Source organism: Bacillus sp. FSL K6-3149 (assembly GCF_038630515.1).
Classification (GTDB): Bacteria; Bacillota; Bacilli; order Bacillales; family Bacillaceae; genus Bacillus; species Bacillus pumilus.
Genome location: NZ_CP152034.1, coordinates 2549549 through 2568920, shown reverse-complemented (window position 1 = coordinate 2568920; position 19372 = coordinate 2549549). Strand labels below are relative to the sequence as shown.

Annotated in this window: 14 protein-coding genes; all 14 read right to left on the bottom strand. The window is 42.2% G+C overall.

Going from position 1 to position 19372, the window contains the following annotated elements:
- Positions 1 to 3: 3 nt before the first annotated feature.
- Positions 4 to 2109: a glycoside hydrolase family 48 protein gene (locus tag MHB83_RS12975; protein ID WP_310426782.1), complete on the bottom strand. Its 2106-nt coding sequence runs from the start codon at positions 2107 to 2109 to the stop codon at positions 4 to 6.
- A gap of 30 nt (positions 2110 to 2139) precedes the next feature.
- Positions 2140 to 3990, bottom strand: a complete 1851-nt coding sequence (locus MHB83_RS12970) for a glycoside hydrolase family 9 protein (protein WP_212045891.1) — start codon at positions 3988 to 3990, stop codon at positions 2140 to 2142.
- A gap of 421 nt (positions 3991 to 4411) precedes the next feature.
- A complete protein-coding gene (locus MHB83_RS12965; RefSeq protein WP_233421743.1) occupies positions 4412 to 8665 on the bottom strand; it encodes a PolC-type DNA polymerase III in 4254 nt (1417 codons plus the stop codon).
- A gap of 135 nt (positions 8666 to 8800) precedes the next feature.
- Complete coding sequence (locus tag MHB83_RS12960) at positions 8801 to 10498, bottom strand: proline--tRNA ligase (RefSeq protein ID WP_309216708.1); 1698 nt, start codon at positions 10496 to 10498, stop codon at positions 8801 to 8803.
- Positions 10499 to 10577: 79 nt separating this feature from the next.
- Entirely contained in the window at positions 10578 to 11843 is a 1266-nt protein-coding gene (rseP, locus tag MHB83_RS12955; protein ID WP_106055909.1) for an RIP metalloprotease RseP, read from the bottom strand.
- A gap of 6 nt (positions 11844 to 11849) precedes the next feature.
- Positions 11850 to 13001: a 1-deoxy-D-xylulose-5-phosphate reductoisomerase gene (dxr, locus tag MHB83_RS12950; protein WP_253622611.1), complete on the bottom strand. Its 1152-nt coding sequence runs from the start codon at positions 12999 to 13001 to the stop codon at positions 11850 to 11852.
- 39 nt (positions 13002 to 13040) lie between these two features.
- On the bottom strand, positions 13041 to 13835 hold the full coding sequence (locus tag MHB83_RS12945; RefSeq protein WP_044141895.1) for a phosphatidate cytidylyltransferase: 795 nt from the start codon (positions 13833 to 13835) through the stop codon (positions 13041 to 13043).
- 12 nt (positions 13836 to 13847) lie between these two features.
- Positions 13848 to 14630 carry an isoprenyl transferase gene (locus tag MHB83_RS12940; RefSeq protein WP_003212321.1) on the bottom strand — a complete coding sequence of 261 codons (783 nt, stop codon included), beginning with the start codon at positions 14628 to 14630 and terminating at the stop codon, positions 13848 to 13850.
- A 129-nt stretch (positions 14631 to 14759) separates the two neighbouring features.
- Entirely contained in the window at positions 14760 to 15317 is a 558-nt protein-coding gene (gene frr / locus MHB83_RS12935) for a ribosome recycling factor (protein ID WP_003212469.1), read from the bottom strand.
- Between the two features lies 1 nt (position 15318).
- Positions 15319 to 16041: a UMP kinase gene (pyrH, locus tag MHB83_RS12930; RefSeq protein ID WP_003210919.1), complete on the bottom strand. Its 723-nt coding sequence runs from the start codon at positions 16039 to 16041 to the stop codon at positions 15319 to 15321.
- 134 nt (positions 16042 to 16175) lie between these two features.
- Positions 16176 to 17057 (bottom strand): translation elongation factor Ts, encoded by an 882-nt coding sequence (gene tsf / locus MHB83_RS12925; protein ID WP_003211584.1) that lies wholly within the window; start codon positions 17055 to 17057, stop codon positions 16176 to 16178.
- A gap of 91 nt (positions 17058 to 17148) precedes the next feature.
- Positions 17149 to 17883: a 30S ribosomal protein S2 gene (gene rpsB, locus MHB83_RS12920; RefSeq protein WP_003212093.1), complete on the bottom strand. Its 735-nt coding sequence runs from the start codon at positions 17881 to 17883 to the stop codon at positions 17149 to 17151.
- Positions 17884 to 18038: 155 nt separating this feature from the next.
- The gene (locus MHB83_RS12915) at positions 18039 to 18578 is read right to left on the bottom strand and encodes a Swarming motility protein SwrB (protein ID WP_050945035.1); all 540 of its coding nucleotides are present in this window, start codon (positions 18576 to 18578) and stop codon (positions 18039 to 18041) included.
- A 21-nt stretch (positions 18579 to 18599) separates the two neighbouring features.
- Positions 18600 to 19367 carry a FliA/WhiG family RNA polymerase sigma factor gene (locus MHB83_RS12910; protein ID WP_012009976.1) on the bottom strand — a complete coding sequence of 256 codons (768 nt, stop codon included), beginning with the start codon at positions 19365 to 19367 and terminating at the stop codon, positions 18600 to 18602.
- Positions 19368 to 19372: the final 5 nt, after the last annotated feature.

Here is a 19372-nt window from a genome sequence, read left to right as displayed (position 1 = left end):
CTGCTAGTTGATTAGACGATGATATTCTGCGTAGGCAGTGGCCATATCCACTTGTGACCAAAAACGGTGATAGGTGAAAACCGGTGCCCCATTCTCCCATTTGCCTGTTGCTTCATTATATGAAGACTGATATTTACTCTCGAGTGAAGACCATGCTGGATCTTGTTTAATGTTTGGACGAAGATCAGCAAAACTCGTATAGACCCCATTACCTCCTCGCTGCGGATCAGAAGGAATAGTGCTTGATCCAGGAATCTGATTCCCTTGACCAAATGTCCCGCTCCAACCATTTGGGAAATACACTTCTTTTTTAAAGAAGCGGTCATAGTCCTCTCTGTCTTCCTCTGTCACAATGCCCACGCCATCATTGTAATTCCACGCAACCTCAAGGAGCTGAGCGGCTGCATCTTTCGCTCTTACGCCAAGCGCTGTATAATCCCCTGTTTCTAGCTTAGTAGCAGCAGCAAAGAAAGTTAAAGCCTTGACGAGACTCCCTAGTACGCCCGTATCCTGAGTTGGATCTTTTGTGACAGCTATTAGGTTTGGATTTCCTGTTGCAGACTGGAATCCATTCCACGTGTCAGGCTGTCCGCTCCAAGCAATATTTCCAGGAAGCCAAAACTCGCCAGGTGCACTCGTTGTAGCAACAGCAGCATTTGTTCCTCCTAGAATTCTTTGTCCTTGGTCATCTAAGAAATACCCCTCTTCATCCGACACAGGACGGCTGCCGATAAAAATGTAATCTAATGCATAGTCGACCCATTTTGTGATACAAGATTTCGCCATTTGGACATTTTCAGAAGTTTTGTCTCCATCTTTCACAAAAATATAATAAAGCTCTGCTACGCGCTCCATCGGCCATGCCTGCATCCCGAACCAGTTATTAGAAGGTGGATCATGGTAAACAGGTGCATCCTCGTATGCCATATCGTAAAAAGTACTTCTTCCCGCCGGATATGCACTATAGTCTCCATTCCAGCTATTGGTTGCGCCTCCTGCTATCGCTCCCTCTTTTGATTGCAGCCATACATAAAATTCAAGCTGCCTTTTTAATGTTTTTTCCCAATCGCTTGCACCGGTAGCGGAAGATGGCTTTAAACCACCTTTGTCTGAGGACAAAGCATAAGCGGCGACAGGGTTTTGATACCCTTGGTGGCAGTGGCTCGCTCCGATACGCCATGACCAGTTTGCATAGTCGCCAAGTCCTCCGCCCCAAGAGGTATACCACGCCATTAAGTAATGACAGGCACCCTTTCCGTTTCCAGGGTACGGATTCCCTTGCTTGCCGCTTCCAATCGTTTGAAAATACTTATCGTACATACCGTAACGGAGAAAATCACCCATTTTTTTTGCTTTATCAAGATAGGTTGAATTATTGTAGCCGAGTTCCTTTGCCCAATACATCGCTTGTATTGCACGCGCATCAGCATCCGTCGCATTGGTATAGCGCCACTGAGCAGCTGGTGCTTGGTTTTCTTTTGTGAACAAGCTCATAAAGCCTTCATTTGGCTTCCCAAAAGATTGATCATCTTGTGATGGATGTGGGATCGCCTCCCATACAGATTCCTGCGGCCCGCGCTGGAACGTGTTCACATATGCGGCTGTATGTGATGGATTGAGTAAGTTCCCATATTTATACCAGTTATCGACATCAAGCAGCCAGTGCATTAAATACGTTTCATTCGTTCCATAGGTTGATTTCAATTCACCATCAATCGGATCTTGACCAGCAGGACGAGCTCCGCTCAGCTGACTAGGATATTGATCTGGATATGGTTTTTCCGCTGCGTATGTGGCTGGGCTAGAAGGATTGTAGGCGCTCATATGCGGCTGCTCATCATTTCCATCTTCATTTACTGGGATGATGTACTTCTCCATATTGTCCCAGGCTGCCTCTAATTTGCTCCAATCCCCTGTGTAATGTCCGTACAACACCTCTAGCCACAGCCAATAGCTATACGCTTCTGACGTTGTCATATGCCCATAATCAGGCGCTTCGCAAATAAGCGTCTCAATTGAATGATACGGAATTCCTTCTGATGAAAAATATCCATTCCCATCACTTTTAATTTGATGATAAAGCGTTAAAAACCGTTCTTTGTTTGACAAATCCTTCACCCTTTCAAAAAATCTTGATTTTTATTTGTCTGGAAGTGTACCAAATACTAAAGCACCATCATCAAAAACAGGAATTCTCGTTGTTTTTTGCATATTGGATGTTAAGCCTTGAAAGGAATAATCATTTGAGGCATCCCATATATTCGACCCATTTGGTGCAGATAATCGAAATTGTATTTCCTTCTTATGCTCTGATTCTCCTCCAGGAAAAATCGCTACGCCTGTAAAATCAATTTCTGCATAATACACGTGAGCTGATGCGTCATATACCTTGAGCGGAGATAAGGAAGCGCCTTCATTGTAGGCGGCTGTCACTTGAATATCTTTTTCAGTGAATCCCTTTGCAAAGACCTCACTCAGATTGACGTAATATCTAAAGGAGAGCGTTTGACTACGTCTCGCCGGCCATCCGGACCGGTTGTATAGAACCGCCTTTACTTGAGTAGATGTTGCATCGTTATTCATCACTGCTGCCTCTACAAAAAACTCATCCTCTGGTTGTTCTTGAGGCGGGAAATTGGGCAGCTTTGATTGCCCTTTTCCAAACAGCTGCACCATTTTGGCTATATTTCCTGTAAAAGCGGCATTATAGTCCGTCGCCACCTCGTTTGATACATAATCAGAGATGTCATCGTCATATTGATCCTGTGCATTTGGTCCGCCAACGAGCGCCCCATAAAGAGTGTGACGATGATTCGAAGGATTTGTCAGCTGATTAGACCATGAACCGTGTGCAGTTCGGTGGTGTGGATGCTTCGGCGGGTTCTGGCCAAACCCAACGACATAGCTTCTATTAAGCGGATTATCACCAAGCATATAGTGAGTTTGGTTGATCGCAAACGTTTGGTATCGATTCTTTTTTTCTTCATCTGACACCCAATCAGCGTAAACAAAGGCTAAAAATGCTGCATTTGCTGTATAACGAAGCGAGCCCCATTGATCAAGCCATGCCAAACCGCCAGGCGTATAAGTGATTCTTTCGACTTTTCCATTTTGAACAAAACCTGTGGTCCAGTAATCAAGATTACGCTCTGTCGATTCTATAAATCGATTCTCTTTCGTGATTCTGGCGAGTAAGATTTGCGAAGCAAAAAAAGTATTGTCCCAGGACATGGTAAACGTATAATCCCAATCCTTCGGCCATTCCTCTACTGCTTTTAATGCTTGATTTAAATAGGTTTCTTCATTTGTTGCCAAGTACAGCCAGATTCCGCCCCAAATGAGTTCATCAATATAGCCGCTCCATGAGTTGTAAAACGGCTGAGCGTTTGTGACACAATCTGTATACTCGCCGCGATACCTGTCCGCAAATGCATACAGCTGTTTCGCGTGCGTCAGAAGCTTTGCTGCATAAGGGGCATCTGTCTCTTTAAAAATGATAGAGCCCGCTGCTAAAGCTGCCGCAGTTTGTGCGGCCACTTCTGTTCCTGGACAATTTTCATCAATTTTAAAAGCTGGCCGGCTCATCGGCATCACTTCTGCCGGTCCCCACCAAGCATGATCAGCGTTCCCATCACCTACCTGCGCCCAAAACTCGTTCGGACCTGTATGAGCTTTCAAAAAATAATCTGTTGCCCACCTGATTTGATCGAGGATGTCATCAAGCAGTTCTGCCTCTTCATAGGCTTCTCGGTATTCATATACTGTCCATGCAAGCACAGCTGCTGAGTACGCCATTGGAAGTCCAAATTTCACATGATCACCTGCGTCATACCAGCCGCCAGTTAAGTCATGCCCTACATCCTTCCCGTCCTCCAGTCCAGAATCTCCCCGCCAGTTGAGACGGCTGCTTTTAGGCAGTTTTCCAGACCGCTGCGCTTCATAAAACAACAAGGATTTTTGAAGAACCTCTACATAGTTATACGATGCCATTTCTGTATGACTCACCCCTTCTATTTAGTCAAACATGAATAGACAAGCCACCTCCTTTGATTCAGAACGTGATTTGAACAGCTTTGAAAAGAATCAAATATGTTTCAAAAATAAGCATAGTAAACAGCAATCAGCTTTGCGCTCATCGAAGTTTTTTTCTCTTGATTCTTTCTGTGACTGTACCCAGAATGATCATATGTCGATTGAGAACATTTCAGACGGCGAAATTCTCTTTTTTGCTCTATTTGGGTAGAAAGAATGACATACAATCTCTTCTTTTAAAACATCACGCTAAATCAAGGTATATGAATGAATTAGAAAATGATTCCATTTGGTGGAAATTCTTTATTAGTTAACATAATAATATTATTGTATATATAAAAAAGAAACGCCCCTTTAAGGGCGCTCTTCATTGATCGCATTAAAACAAAGAAAGCTGGTTTTGATCAGGAAGTGCTTCTAAGCAGCCTTGACGATCTAAATATTCTAGAATCGTTTTCGACACTTTTCCGCGTTTTTGTAAATCCTCTTTTGAAAGGAATTCCCCATCTTGACGTGCGCGAACAATATTTAACGCAACGTTCGTTCCGAGTCCAGGGATTGAGTTGAATGGCGGAATTAATCCATCTCCATCAATGATAAACTCTGTTGCACTTGATCGATAGAGATCCACTTTTTTGAAATGGTAGCCTCTTTCACACATTTCAAGGGCAAGCTCTAGTACAGTTAATAGGTTCTTTTCTTTCGGTGAAGCATCTAAACCTTTTGAGTTAATATCGTCCATGACCGCTCGAATCGCATTCGATCCTTTTGTCATTGTTTCAATATCAAAGTCATCTGCACGAACGGTAAAATAAGCCGCATAGTATAAAAGTGCATGATGCACCTTAAAGTAGGCAATCCGTACAGCCATTAATACGTAAGCAGCTGCGTGGGCCTTAGGGAACATGTATTTGATCTTTTTACAAGAATCAATATACCAGTTCGGTACATTATTATTCTTCATTTCTTCTTCCCATTCAGGGGGAAGTCCTTTTCCTTTACGAACAGACTCCATGATTTTAAAGGCAAGTGACGGCTCTAAGCCCTGATAGATGAGATAGACCATAATATCGTCACGGCACCCAATCACTTCACTTAGTTCACACGTTTTATTGTGAATGAGCTCTTGCGCGTTCCCTAGCCATACATCCGTCCCGTGTGATAATCCAGAGATCTGAACAAGCTCTGAGAAGGTTGTTGGTTTTGTATCCTCAAGCATTTGCCGAACAAACCTTGTCCCAAACTCTGGAATACCGAGTGTACCTGTTTTACAGCCAATTTGCTCCTCTGTTACACCAAGAGGCTCTGTTCCTTGGAAAATTTTCATCACTTCTGGATCATCTGTTGGAATCGTCTTTGGATCAATTCCGCTTAAATCTTGAAGCATACGAATAACCGTAGGATCATCGTGCCCTAATATATCAAGTTTGAGCAAGTTGTCATGGATTGAGTGGAAATCAAAATGCGTCGTTTTCCAATCAGAACCTGTCGCATCTGCTGGAAATTGAATAGGTGAGAAATCGTAAATGTCCATATAATCCGGCACTACAATAATACCGCCTGGATGCTGGCCCGTTGTCCGTTTTACCCCTGTACAGCCTTGTACAAGCCGGTCGATTTCTGCGCCCCTCATATGAAGATTATGATCTCCAGCGTAGCCTTTCACGTAACCATACGCTGTTTTTTCTGCAACAGTACCAATCGTACCTGCTCGGTATACATACTCTTCACCGAACAGCTCTTTCGTATAGTTATGGGCAATCGGCTGATATTCACCTGAGAAGTTCAAGTCGATATCAGGGACTTTGTCTCCTTTAAAACCTAAGAACGTTTCAAACGGAATATCATGTCCGTCTTTTTTGTACGGCGTGCCACATTCCGGGCAGTCCTTGTCAGGAAGGTCAAAGCCTGAACCAACAGATCCGTCGTTAAAGAACTCGGAATGCTTACAGCTTGGACATACATAATGCGGCGCAAGCGGGTTCACTTCGGTAATCTCTGTTAAAGTTGCAACAAGAGATGAGCCGACAGATCCCCTTGAACCAACAAGATATCCGTCATCAAGTGATTTCTTTACAAGCTTATGAGAGATTAAGTAAATAACGGCGAATCCATGCCCGATAATACTTTTTAATTCTTTCTCAATACGGTCTTCTACGATTTTCGGCAAATCATCTCCATAGATGCTGCGCGCCATTTGATAGCTCATTTCCCGTACTTCTTCATCTGCACCTTCAATTTTTGGTGTGTATAGGTCATCTTTGATTGGTTTAATGCTTTCGACCATCTCAGAGACTTTTTTCGTATTCGTCACGACGATCTCTTTCGCTTTTTCCTCTCCTAGAAAGGAGAATGCTTCAAGCATTTCATCTGTCGTTCTAAAATGAACTTTTGGCAGTTCATGACGATTCAGCGGATTTGCTCCACCTTGTGATGAAATTAAGATTTTACGATAAATTTTGTCTTCTGGATGCAGATAATGCACATTTCCGGTTGCTACGACTGGTTTATTCAGCTTTTCGCCAAGCTTCACAATGTTTGTGATGATTTCTTTTAACGCACGTTCATCTCGAACAAGCTCCAGCTGCAGCAGATGCTGATACACTTCTGGCGGATGAACTTCTAAATAGTCATAAAATGCTGCAATGTCTTCCACCTCATCAGGTGATTTTTGCATCATCCCTTCAAACACTTCACCCTTATCACAGGCAGACCCAATAATTAAACCTTCTCGATATTTCTCAAGCTGTGAGCGCGGAATGCGCGGCACTCGGTAGAAATAATGAATATGAGAAAGAGAAACAAGCTTGAATAAATTTTTCAGCCCTGTCTCATTTTGTGCGATCAGAATGGCATGGTAAGGACGTGAGCGCTGGTAAGCATTAGACTGACCCATGTTTTCATTCAATTGATCGTGATAGGCAATATCCTTTTCAGCCGCATCTTTTAGCATTTTCAGCATGAGGTAGCCTGTCGCCTCTGCATCGTAAATGGCCCGGTGATGCTGCGTCAGTTCTATATCGAACTTTTTACAAAGTGTGTTCAGCCGGTGATTCTTAAATTCAGGGTAAAGGAATCGGCCAAGTTCCAGTGTATCAATCACAGGGTTTGACGCTTTATCTGTTTTTAACAGGCGTTTGTACGCTGTATTTAAAAAGCCCATATCAAAGCTTGCATTGTGCGCAACAAGTATATCTTGTCCAATCCATTCTTTGAAATCCCGTACGACATCGACGACATCTGGAGCATCTCTGACCATATCATCCGTGATACCTGTTAATTCGATCGTTGTCGCTGATAGTGGGTGATGAGGATTTGCAAATGCCTCAAAACGGTCAATGATTTCTCCGCCCTTTATTTTCACTGCTGCCAGCTCAATAATCGTGTCATACACAGCTGAAAGTCCAGTTGTCTCTACGTCAAATACAACATACGTTGCATCCTCTAACAAACGGTGCTCTGGATTATAGGCAATAGGTACTCCGTCGTCAACCAAGTTGATTTCCACACCATACATCATTTTGATGTCATGCTTTTTACTTGCTGCATACGCATCTGGGAAGGATTGTACAACCGCATGATCCGTCAGAGCAATCGCTTCATGTCCCCATTTTTTTGCTTGTTCCACCAACTTGCCAATGCCAGTAACAGCATCCATTTGACTCATTGGGGAATGCAAATGAAGCTCGACACGCTTTTCACCTTCAGGTGCCGTATCCTCTTTCAGCTGAGGTTTCATTTCATTGACGTCATTGGCAATCATGACAAGGTCTCTGACAAACGTATCGTTTTGAATGCTTCCTCTTGCTTTGACCCACATGCCTTTTTTCAATGATTTCATCAGCTGGGCATCTTCTTTTTCTCTTGCAAACATTTTAATTAAAATACTGTTTGTATAATCTGTAATTTTAAAGATACAAAGCGTTCTGCCGCTTTTCAGCTCACGCGTTTCTGCATCGAATACATAGCCCTGAACGGTGATTCTTCTTTCCTCATCCATAATACTATCAAGCGTACGAATTTCTTCATTGTCTTTAATTTGATAGCCAATCATGAGTGGGCCAGACGGACCTTCTTCCTGCTCCTCACTTTCCTTCTTCTCCATCTCAGTGAGGGCTTGCATCGCTCTTTCTTGATCTTCTGCAAGCTTTTGTTCTCTGAACTTCTGAATCTCTTGATCTGATACAAAAATTTCTGTATCAAATTGCAATTCTGGAAAGCCTACTTGTTTAAAAGCAGCCTGGAGCATTGGACTGTACTTCTTCTTGATGGCCAAAGCCTCTGTTTCGCTTTTCGTTTTGATGATGATTTTATGTCCAGACAGCGATGGTTTTTGCTGCTGAAGCAAGCTGATAATTGGAGGAGAAATTCCTTGAAGCTCTTCCACACAATGTGACCAATACGATTGAACGAGCTCTTCAGAGATGCTCGAATCATTGACTTCAATCGTGCAAGTGACTTGTGCAATATGAGAAAATGCATTTGTCAGCCTGCTGAGAAACATTGCATATACCTTGTAAGGCAAAAGCGCCTTAAATTTAAAAAGGAAATGCCACGTTTTCGCCGCCTTATGCACCGTCAATTTGACGATTTCTCCTTCTTCAAAGTAACGACTGAGGTCATCATCTGTCATTTGAATCTGATTGAGTAATATATGAAATTGCCGCCGTGTGATCGGTAATTGTTCATCCAAGACAGGACCCTCCTTTTGTCAATCAGAAAGGTACCTCTTTTCTACAGGAGGTACCTTCATTTTTTTGTTCGTTTTTTATGCTTGGCGTATAAAAGAAATCAGCTCATCAACAGATACTTCGTGTGATTCCCCTGATTTTCTAAACTTCACTTCAACAATGCCTTCTTCTGAACGTTTTCCGCAGCTAATGCGAATTGGCAGCCCAATTAAATCACTGTCTGCAAATTTCACGCCTGCTCGCTCCTGACGGTCATCGAAAAGTACGTCAAAGCCCTCATCTTCTAAGCGCTCGTATAACGTTTCAGCTAGCTCTTTTTGAGCATCGTTTTTCATATTTAATGCAAGGAGATGAAGGTCATATGGCGCAACAGCTTCCGGCCAAATGATTCCTTTCTCATCGTGATGCTGTTCAACAATCGCTGAAAGCGTTCTAGAGATACCGATACCATAGCAGCCCATAATCATTGGCTGCGCTCGACCATTCTCATCAAGGTACGTCGCATCCATTGACTCAGAATAACGAGTGCCTAGTTTAAAGACTTGTCCTACTTCAATCCCTTTAGCAAACTGGATTGTGCCTTCTCCATCTGGAGAAACGTCGCCTTCTTGGATCAAACGGAGATCTGTGAATTCTTTCACTGACACATCACGCGCAGGATTGACATTGATATAGTGATAATCCGCTTCGTTTGCACCTGCAACAGCATTTGTCATGCCTTTAACCGCAAGGTCTGCATAAATATCGACTTCTGCTTCCAGCTTCACTGGACCAACAAATCCAGGCTCTGTTCCAATGACTTCTAGTACTTCTTCGCGAGTAGCAAGCTCTACAAGCTGTGCTCCTACCAAGTTTTTCACTTTCACATCATTTACTTCATGGTCGCCTCTCGTCAGGATGAGAACATACGCATCATCTGCTTTAAACAAAACAGACTTGATACAAAGAGAAGGATCAACTTCTAAAAATCCAGCGATGTCTTGAATCGTTTTTGCTTGCGGTGTATGGACTTTTTCAAGTTCTTTGAAGTCCGCAGGATTTGCTTCTTCTCCTTGATATAAAGCTTCAGCCATTTCAATGTTCGCAGCATAGGAAGATGTATCAGAGTATGCGATTGTATCTTCTCCTACTTCTGACAGTGCCATAAACTCATGTGTATCTTTTCCTCCCATTGCACCAGAATCTGCAATAACTGGTCTAAAATTAAGACCTACTTTTGAGAATACATTGGAGTAAGCTGTAAACATCTTGTTGTAAGTGTCATCAAGGCTTTCTGGTGAAGAATGGAATGAGTACGCATCCTTCATAATAAATTCACGTCCCCGCAGTAGCCCAAAACGCGGTCTCTGTTCGTCGCGGAATTTTGATTGAATTTGATAAAGAGTTAAAGGAAGCTTCTTATACGATTTCACTTCGCTGCGTACAAGTGATGTAATCACTTCTTCGTGCGTTGGGCCAAGTGCAAACTCACGGCCATGACGATCTTTCATACGCATCAATTCTGGACCGTATGTATACCATCTTCCTGACTCTTGCCACATTTCTGCCTGCTGCAGCACTGGCATTAACAGCTCAGCTGCTCCCGCCTTTTCCATCTCCTTGCGAACGATGGATTGAATATGCTGGATGACTTTATGAGCAAGCGGCAGATAATGATAGATTCCGCTTGTGTTTTGTCTAATGAACCCAGCTCTTACTAAGAGCTGGTGACTTTTTGCCTCAGCATCTGCTGGCACCTCTCGAAGAGTTGGTATGAAAGTCAGGGATTGTCTCATGTCGTTACACCTCATTTATGAAATAGGACTTCTCACAAAAACTCTTGTTTCCCGTAATGAGAAACAAGAGACATTGGTTTTATAAAAATAATCGCTGGATGTCATTCCACGTAACCACTAGCATTAACAGCATGAGGAATGCAACACCGATAAAGACAACAAGTGCTTCTTTCTCACGATTAATTGGTTTACCGCGAATGGCTTCAACAAACAAGAATAGTAAACGTCCTCCGTCTAGTGCAGGAATCGGCAATAAATTCACGATACCTAAGTTAATACTAAGGAACGCCGCAAACTGCATTAATGTTAACACACCTTGCTTAGCTACTTCTCCTGTCATGTCATAGATCCCAACAGGACCTGCTAACATATCTAGTGAAAATTGCCCTGTGACAATCTTTTGTAAGTTCGTTAAAATCAGACCTGCTGTTGAAATCACAGTCGTTCCTGAGGATGAAATAACCTTCAGAAATCCATTTTCCGTTGGCGGATAAGATCCGAAACGGCCAATGTTTTTTCCGTCTGCTTTCACAGCTTCTGGTACAACCTGCACAGTGCTTTCTTTGCCGTCTCGGTCAATGACGACATTCATTTTTTTCTCAGGGTTCTTTTGAACAGTTTGAACGACGTCTGTCCAAGAATTCATTTTATCCCCGTTAATGGACACGATGTGGTCCCCCTGCATGAGTCCAGCTTCTGCCGCTCGGCCGTCTTTCGTCAGCTTGCCGAGTACAGGATCATCAACGGTGACCCCTTGAATAAACCCTAAAGCAACTAAAATCACATACGCCAAGATAAAGTTCATAATCGGTCCAGCTGCGATCGCTTTAATACGCTGCCATACCGTTTTTGATCCAAATTGACGATTGTACGGTGCGATTTGAATTTCTTCACCATCTGCAATATAAAAGCTTGTTTGACTTACATTGTAGCCAGTCAAAATATCTTCATTTCCAGCTTCATATCCTGAGATTCTCATCGCATGATCTAAATCAATCTGCTCAACTTCGATGACAAGTGCATCAGGATATTTTTCTTTATCATTTAAAATGATTTTTTCTACTTCATTTTGCTCATTGAATAAGAGCCCCACTGTATGACCTGGTTTAATTTCAATGACTTCAGGGTCCTCTCCTGCCATTTTAACAAATCCGCCAATAGGTAGAAGTCTAATGGTATAAACGGTTTCTTTTCGTTTAAAGGAGAAAATCTTCGGCCCAAAACCAATTGCGAACTCACGGCATAAAATCCCCGCTCGCTGCGCCATAATTAAATGGCCAAGCTCGTGGAAAAAAACGAGCGTTCCAAAAATAATAATAAACGCAATCACTGTATTCACGAACATACCACCTTATGTGAGGATTGATTGAACAAAGTCTCGTGTATCTTTGTCCACTTCATGGATATCTTGCAAACTAGGCGTTGAAATCACATGATGTCTGTTTAGTGCCTTTTCAATCAATTCTTCAATTTGCAGGAATGTTACTTTGCCTTTCAGAAATGCATCGACTGCCATTTCATTTGCTGCATTGAGCACAGCAGGCATTGTCCCTCCTATTTTACCTGATTCATAAGCAAAATGTAAGCAGCGATACCTGTCAAAATCCGCTTTTTGGAAATTCAATTGTCCAATCTCCCAAAGGTTCAATGATTTTGCTTCTGGTAATGGCGCCCTGTCAGGGTATGTGAGTGCATATTGAATGGGCACTCTCATGTCAGGTGTCCCTAACTGAGCCATGACGCTTTTGTCGTGAAATTCCACCATCGAATGGATAATGCTCTCTTTATGTAACAGCACATCAATTTGTTCATACGGTATATCAAACAACCAATGTGCCTCAATCACCTCGAGCCCTTTATTCATCATCGTCGCTGAATCAATGGTAATTTTCGCTCCCATCGACCAGTTTGGGTGGTTCAGCGCTTCTTCAACCGTAACACCTTCAAGTTCAGTTCGTTTTTTATCTCGGAAACTACCACCTGAGGCTGTCACGATTAAGCGTTCAATGTTTTTAGCTTGTTCACCTTGCAGGCATTGAAAAATAGCGGAATGCTCACTATCGACAGGAAGTAAAGGTACATCATATCTTTTCGCGTACTCTTTTACTATATGACCAGCTGTCACAAGTGTTTCCTTATTTGCGAGTGCAATCGTCTTTTTTTGTTCAATGGCCTTTAATGTTGGAACAAGCCCGACACTTCCGACAAGGGCATTGACCACAACGTCCACTGCTTCATAGGTCGCTGCTTCGATGTTGGTTTCATCACCAGCAGCCATCTTGACATCGTATTCAAATGAATGACCCTTTAGCGTGTGATAGGCCTCTTCACTTAAGCATCCGACAAATTCAGGCTGAAACTGTTCAATGATTGGTATGGCTTTGTCTACATTTCGGCCAAACGTCATGGCTTTTAGCTTAAATTTGTCTGGGTGCTGCCTCATCACATCTAATGTTTGTTCTCCAATTGATCCTGTTGCGCCTAATAGCGAAATATATCTCAAATTGCCACTCCTTCTCTCGTTCAATAAGTTTCTATGAGGTTAGCTGGCAAACGTTGCAAGCAATAAATATAAAAACGGCAGAACGAATAAAAAGCTGTCAAACCTGTCCAAAATCCCGCCATGTCCAGGGAGAATTGTCCCTGAATCCTTCACGTGGTAATGACGCTTTAAAGCAGATTCCACAAGGTCGCCAAGCTGTCCAAAGATACTGAGCAAAAGCGTAATAAACATAACGAGCAGATATGATGGCAAAAATCCTGTAACCGCCTGAAACACAAATGACAACACGACCGCTGTGACGATTCCGCCGATAAATCCTTCTACTGTTTTGTTTGGGCTGATCTCTGGCCAGAGCTTTCGTTTCCCCATCGATTTCCCAATAAAATAGGCACCTGAGTCAGTGGACCAAATAATCACTGCTGCGAAGAAGATCGCACTCATGCCATATAAGCCTCTAATTTGAATAAAATAATAGAAACTGACACCAATATATAATGTCGCTAATATTACAAAAGCAACCTCATCGAATGTGAAAGAGTTTTTGCTCAACACTGTATAAGTTAAAAGAATTAAGACTGCAAATAAAGCAATCTGCATTTTTGATGCGTCTACGTTCGGGAAGAAGCTATTCTCTCCGCCCATTAAAAGCCAAAGCAATATTAAGCTGACAATACCAGGAAAGCTAAAAATCGATATCTTTTTCATTCTTAGAAGCTCAAAGAGAGCGACACTTCCCATTAAGTAAATCAGCAGGGTAAATGGCATCTGTCCATATATAACTGCAAGTAAAAAGACTGCAGCTGCCAAAACACCCGTCAAAATTCTTTGTTTCATCTGCACCACCCTCTAAATTCCACCGAACCTCCGGCCGCGGCGCTGGTATTCTCCGATAGCGCCTATAAGATGCTCATCAGAAAAGTCAGGCCAAAGCACATCCGTAAAGACAAATTCGCTGTACGCAATTTGCCAAAGCATAAAGTTGCTTAATCTAATTTCTCCACTTGTGCGAATAAGCAAATCCGGATCTTGAAGAGATTCTGTCATTAAATAAGCTGAAAACATCTCTTCTGTGATGTCTTCTGCTTGAAGCTTACCTTCTTTGACTTTTTCAGAAATTTGTCTGCATGCGGAGACGATTTCTGTGCGCCCTCCATAGTTGAGCGCAAAATTCAAAATGAGCCCGTCGTTATTCGTCGTACTCTTTACTGCGTTCTCCACCGCTCTTTTCGTATGCTGCGGGAGGCCGTCTGGATCACCTGTTAAGCGAACACGGACATTTTCCTCGATGAGCTCGGGCAGGTAGATGTTTAAAAATTCTTCAGGAAGTTTCATTAAAAAGTCTACTTCTAGTTTTGGACGCTTCCAATTTTCTGTAGAGAAAGCATACAAAGTCAGCACTTTGACATTCAGCTCATTTGCAAGCTTTGTCATGCGCTTGACGACTTTCATTCCTTCATGATGTCCTGCTACCCGCGGAAGAGCACGTTTTTTTGCCCATCTTCCGTTCCCATCCATGATAATGGCGATATGTTCAGGAATTTCTCCATTTAATATGTCTTCTTTTGTCAGACTTTCTAAGTTGGAAGCTGCAGTTTGCTGATTCTTCCAATTTTTGAGTATATTGAGCATGAGATTCCTCCATCACCCAAAAAGGTTGCGTTTCCGCTAATAATATAGTCACCAACAGTATTAACAAAAAAACCCCCTGTAAACATGAAGAGGGTCTTTTCACTATTATCTATTGTACATAGTTTTTTCTTAAACTTCCATGATTTCTTTTTCTTTATCTTTCGTCACGTCATCAATTTTAGCGACATATTCATCTGTCAATTTTTGAACATCCTCTGTTGATGATCTTAATTCATCTTCAGTGATCTCACCATTTTTCTCGAGCTTTTTCAACTCATCGTTTGCATCACGACGAACATTACGAACAGCTACTTTTGCTTCTTCTGAATATTTTCTTACCACTTTCACAAGCTCTTTACGTCTTTCTTCTGTTAGTGCAGGAATCGCAATACGGATCACATTTCCGTCACTTGTTGGCGTGATGCCAAGATCAGACTTTTGGATCGATTTTTCGATATCACCGATAGCTGTTTTATCATAAGGTGTGATAATCAGCATACGTGCTTCTGGCACTGTGATTGACGCGATTTGGTTAAGTGGTGTTTGTGCACCGTAATAATCAACCGTCACTTTATCAAGCAATGAAGCATTTGCTCTGCCCGCACGAACAGTTGCAAGTTCACGTCCGTATGCTTGAACGGCTTTTTCCATTTTTTCTTTCGTTTGGTTCAATACTTCTTTTGACACGTTATTTCCCCCTCACAATCGTTCCAATTGATTCGCCATTTACGGCACGTTTAATATTTCCTTCTTCCATAATAGAGAATACGATTAATGGAATGTCATTGTCCATACATAATGAGGACGCAGTAGAATCCATTACTGCAAGCCCTTCTTTTAGCACATCAAGATATGAAAGCTTGTCATATTTTACTGCATCCGCATCTGTACGAGGATCAGCACTGTAGACACCGTCTACATTATTTTTCGCCATTAAAATGACATCTGCTTCAATTTCTGCTGCACGAAGTGCTGCCGTTGTATCTGTAGAGAAATAAGGGTTACCAGTACCTGCAGCAAAAATTACGACACGTTTCTTCTCAAGATGACGGATCGCTTTTCTTCTTATGTATGGTTCTGCAACCTGTCTCATTTCGATAGAGGTTTGTACCCTAGACTGAATGCCAAGCGTTTCTAGGCTGTCTTGTAGCGCGAGTGAATTCATCACTGTTGCCAGCATGCCCATGTAGTCTGCTGTTGCACGGTCCATTCCTAAGTCACTACCTGTCTTACCGCGCCAAAGGTTTCCTCCGCCTACAACAACTGCAACCTCAACATCTAGCTCTGCAATTTCTTTTACTTGCTTTGCAATTGAATGAATGACAGTTGGGTTAATTCCATTTCCAGCATCACCTGCTAGTGCTTCGCCACTTAGCTTCAGTACAATGCGATTATATTTCGGTTTGCTCATGATAACCTCCAAGTGTAAACTATACCGTCTCTTATTATGCGTAAGAAACTGCCTTTTGTAAATCAATATCCTCTAAAAAATAGGGAACACAGTGCTTGTGCTCCCTAAAAAAGCCCCAGAGAGCTTTTCAAACATTATTTTTTCACTTGGCTCATAACTTCTTCAGCAAAGTTATCTTGACGCTTCTCGATGCCTTCGCCCACTTCATAGCGAACATAAGTTTGAACGCTTGCGTTTTTCGCAGCTACTACTTGTTTCACTTTTTCATCTGGGTTTTTAACGAAAGCTTGGTCAAGTAAGCAAATTTCTTCGAAGAATTTGTTTAGACGGCCTTCTACCATTTTAGCTACGATGTTTTCAGGTTTTCCTTCTTGAAGCGCTTGCTGCGTTAATACTTCGCGCTCACGGTTTGCTTCTTCTTCTGACACTTGGTCACGAGAAATGTATTTAGGGTTTACAGCAGCAACGTGCATTGCGATGTCTCTTGCAAGCTCTTCGTCAGTTGTTCCGTTAAGAACAGCTAACACACCGATGCGTCCGCCCATGTGTAAGTAAGAACCGAATGCTGCGTTATCTTCTTTCGTGATAACAGAGAAACGACGTAGAGTGATTTTCTCTCCGATTTTCGCAATCGCAGATGTGATATGCTCTTCAACTGTTGAACCGTTTTCCATTTTAGAAGCATGAGCTTCTTCAATTGTTGCAGGTTTAGCAGCAAGCAAATGATCAGCAAGTTCGTTAAGAAGTGATTGGAACCCTTCGTTTTTCGAAACGAAATCAGTCTCAGAGTTCACTTCTAGGATCACGCCTGTGTTGCCGTCAGTTTTGATAAGAGTTAATCCTTCTGCAGCAATACGGTCTGCTTTTTTCGCAGCTTTTGCAATTCCTTTTTCTCTTAGAAGATCGATTGCTTTGTCGATGTCACCATCAGTTTCTGTTAATGCTTTTTTACAGTCCATCATACCTGCACCAGTTTTTTGACGCAGTTCTTTAACTAATTGAGCAGTAATAGCCATTTTACATTTCCTCCTTCTATGTTAAAACACGGATTACTAGGTGAAAAAAAGGTGATAAAAGGCATTTCCCTCTTATCACCTTTTGAATAGGTTACGCAGTTGTTGTTTCAGTTTCTGTCGTTTCTTCTACAACAGCTTCTTCTTCGCCTTGTTTAGACTCAAGAATCGCATCTGCCATTTTAGCAGTTAGAAGTTTTACAGCACGGATTGCATCATCGTTTGCAGGGATCACAACATCAATTTCGTCTGGATCACAGTTTGTGTCAACGATACCGATGATTGGGATATTCAATTTACGAGCTTCTGCAACTGCAATACGCTCTTTACGAGGGTCGATAATGAAAAGTGCATCCGGAAGACCTTTCATGTCTTTGATTCCGCCTAGGAATTTTTCAAGACGTTCTAATTCTTTTTTCAGTTGAACGACTTCTTTCTTAGGAAGAACATCGAATGTACCGTTTTCTTGCATTTTTTCAATATCTTTTAAACGTTTGATACGTTTTTGGATTGTTTCAAAGTTTGTTAAAGTTCCACCAAGCCAGCGTTGGTTCACATAGAACATACCAGAACGGATTGCTTCTTCTTTCACTGAATCTTGTGCTTGCTTTTTCGTACCAACGAAAAGGATTTTTCCTCCGTCAGCAGCAAGGTTTTTCGTGAAGTTGTAAGCTTCCTCTACTTTTTTCACCGTTTTTTGAAGATCGATGATGTAGATACCGTTACGCTCTGTAAAGATGTAACGCTTCATTTTTGGGTTCCAGCGGCGCGTTTGGTGACCGAAGTGAACACCAGCTTCTAGCAATTGTTTCATAGAAATAACTGACATGTTGTTGCCTCCTAATATAATGGTTTTTTTTCCTCCGCTCAAGTCATGTTCACATAAAACTGCGCCACGGCAGCACCTTCATATGAATCATTAAGCGTGTGTATTTAACACCAAGAAATAATATAACACATGATGGACTGACAATCAAGAATCCTTTACAGCTTTCCGCTAAATTTTAATAAAAGCTCGATTTCTGTCTTGCCCGTTTTCAGTTCTTTCGCTATTTCTTCTAGCGAATGCCCTTGGTCATATAAGGTCTTCACTTGGTCCTCGAATGTTTCTTCTACTTCACTTTCAGAAGACGCAAAAGCGTCTGATTCAAGATGTGGAACGGGTTCGTTTACCTTCTCTTCCTGCACTTCGACTTCGCTAAGGAGAGCCGACAAGTGCTCTGGTACTGGATCTTCACTTTCTACCGATTGCTGGGATTCAATTGGTGTTTGTGGCTGCTTTGGTGTCTGAAAATCTGTTTTCAGCTCTTCAGCAGAAAAATCAGGGGAAGCGGCTGCCACTTTTGATAGTTTGTCATTCTCTTCTTTGACTTCCATCAAAAATGCAGCCAGGGTATTTTCCGTTTCTTCTAGAAGTTCTCGCTGCTTTTGTTCAGTTGCCTTCAGCGAATTCATTCTCGTATATAAAATGATCACAAAATAAATAAGTGCAGCATGAAGCATGAAGCTAATCAGCCATAACATATTTTTTCACTCACTAACTCTTTAAGATTGAATGGCTTTATCAAGTAGATGCTTAAGCTTGAACAATGCCTTTGAATGAATTTGTGAAATGCGTGAGGTCGATAAATTGAGCACGTGACCGATTTCCGTTAACGTCAGTTCCTCTTTATAGAAAAGACTGATCACGAGCTTTTCTTTTTCAGATAGCTCGGTCATTTTTTCAGCAAGCTGTTCTATTAATTCATCTTTCAGCATCTTCTCTTCAGGTGTCACAGTTTTCTCGTCGCGAATCATGACTTGGACGTTTTCACCGTCTTCTTGATCATGCAGCTTCTCGTCGATTGAAAGCAGATTTGCAAAGAAACCTTCATTCATTGTTGTGACAACATCCTGTTCACTCATGCCAAGTTCCTCTGCCACTTCTGTCGGCGTCACATTTCGTAAATAGCGTTGTTCAAGCTTTTCAATAGCCGCTTCTACTTTTTTTGTTTTTTCTCTTGATGTACGAGGCAGCCAGTCCTCTTTACGAAGACCGTCGATGATGGCCCCGCGGATTCTGAAGGATGCATATGTATCAAACTTCAGATCTCTTCCAGGGTCGAATTTTTCAAGGGCATCATATAAACCGAGCATCCCTAGACTGATCAAGTCTTCTTTATGCACTGACTTCGGGAGACCGATGGAAATTCTTCCAACATGATATGTGACGAGCGGCATATAGCGGCGCATAAGATCATCTCCAGCAGCTGGGTCCTTCCACTCTTTCCATCTAGCCCATAGCGCCTGATCTTCGTAATTTAAGGATTGCATCTTTC

Bases quoted from the DNA above. Each gene is read 5' to 3' on its own strand.
- MHB83_RS12970 (WP_212045891.1), bottom strand. From the start codon at position 3,990: ATGGCATCGTATAACTATGTAGAGGTTCTTCAAAAATCCTTGTTGTTT.
- MHB83_RS12965 (WP_233421743.1), bottom strand. From the start codon at position 8,665: ATGACAGATGATGACCTCAGTCGTTACTTTGAAGAAGGAGAAATCGTC.
- MHB83_RS12960 (WP_309216708.1), bottom strand. From the start codon at position 10,498: ATGAGACAATCCCTGACTTTCATACCAACTCTTCGAGAGGTGCCAGCA.
- rseP (WP_106055909.1), bottom strand. From the start codon at position 11,843: ATGTTCGTGAATACAGTGATTGCGTTTATTATTATTTTTGGAACGCTC.
- MHB83_RS12945 (WP_044141895.1), bottom strand. From the start codon at position 13,835: ATGAAACAAAGAATTTTGACGGGTGTTTTGGCAGCTGCAGTCTTTTTA.
- MHB83_RS12940 (WP_003212321.1), bottom strand. From the start codon at position 14,630: ATGCTCAATATACTCAAAAATTGGAAGAATCAGCAAACTGCAGCTTCC.
- pyrH (WP_003210919.1), bottom strand. From the start codon at position 16,041: ATGAGCAAACCGAAATATAATCGCATTGTACTGAAGCTAAGTGGCGAA.
- tsf (WP_003211584.1), bottom strand. From the start codon at position 17,057: ATGGCTATTACTGCTCAATTAGTTAAAGAACTGCGTCAAAAAACTGGT.
- rpsB (WP_003212093.1), bottom strand. From the start codon at position 17,883: ATGTCAGTTATTTCTATGAAACAATTGCTAGAAGCTGGTGTTCACTTC.
- MHB83_RS12915 (WP_050945035.1), bottom strand. From the start codon at position 18,578: ATGTTATGGCTGATTAGCTTCATGCTTCATGCTGCACTTATTTATTTT.
- MHB83_RS12910 (WP_012009976.1), bottom strand. From the start codon at position 19,367: ATGCAATCCTTAAATTACGAAGATCAGGCGCTATGGGCTAGATGGAAA.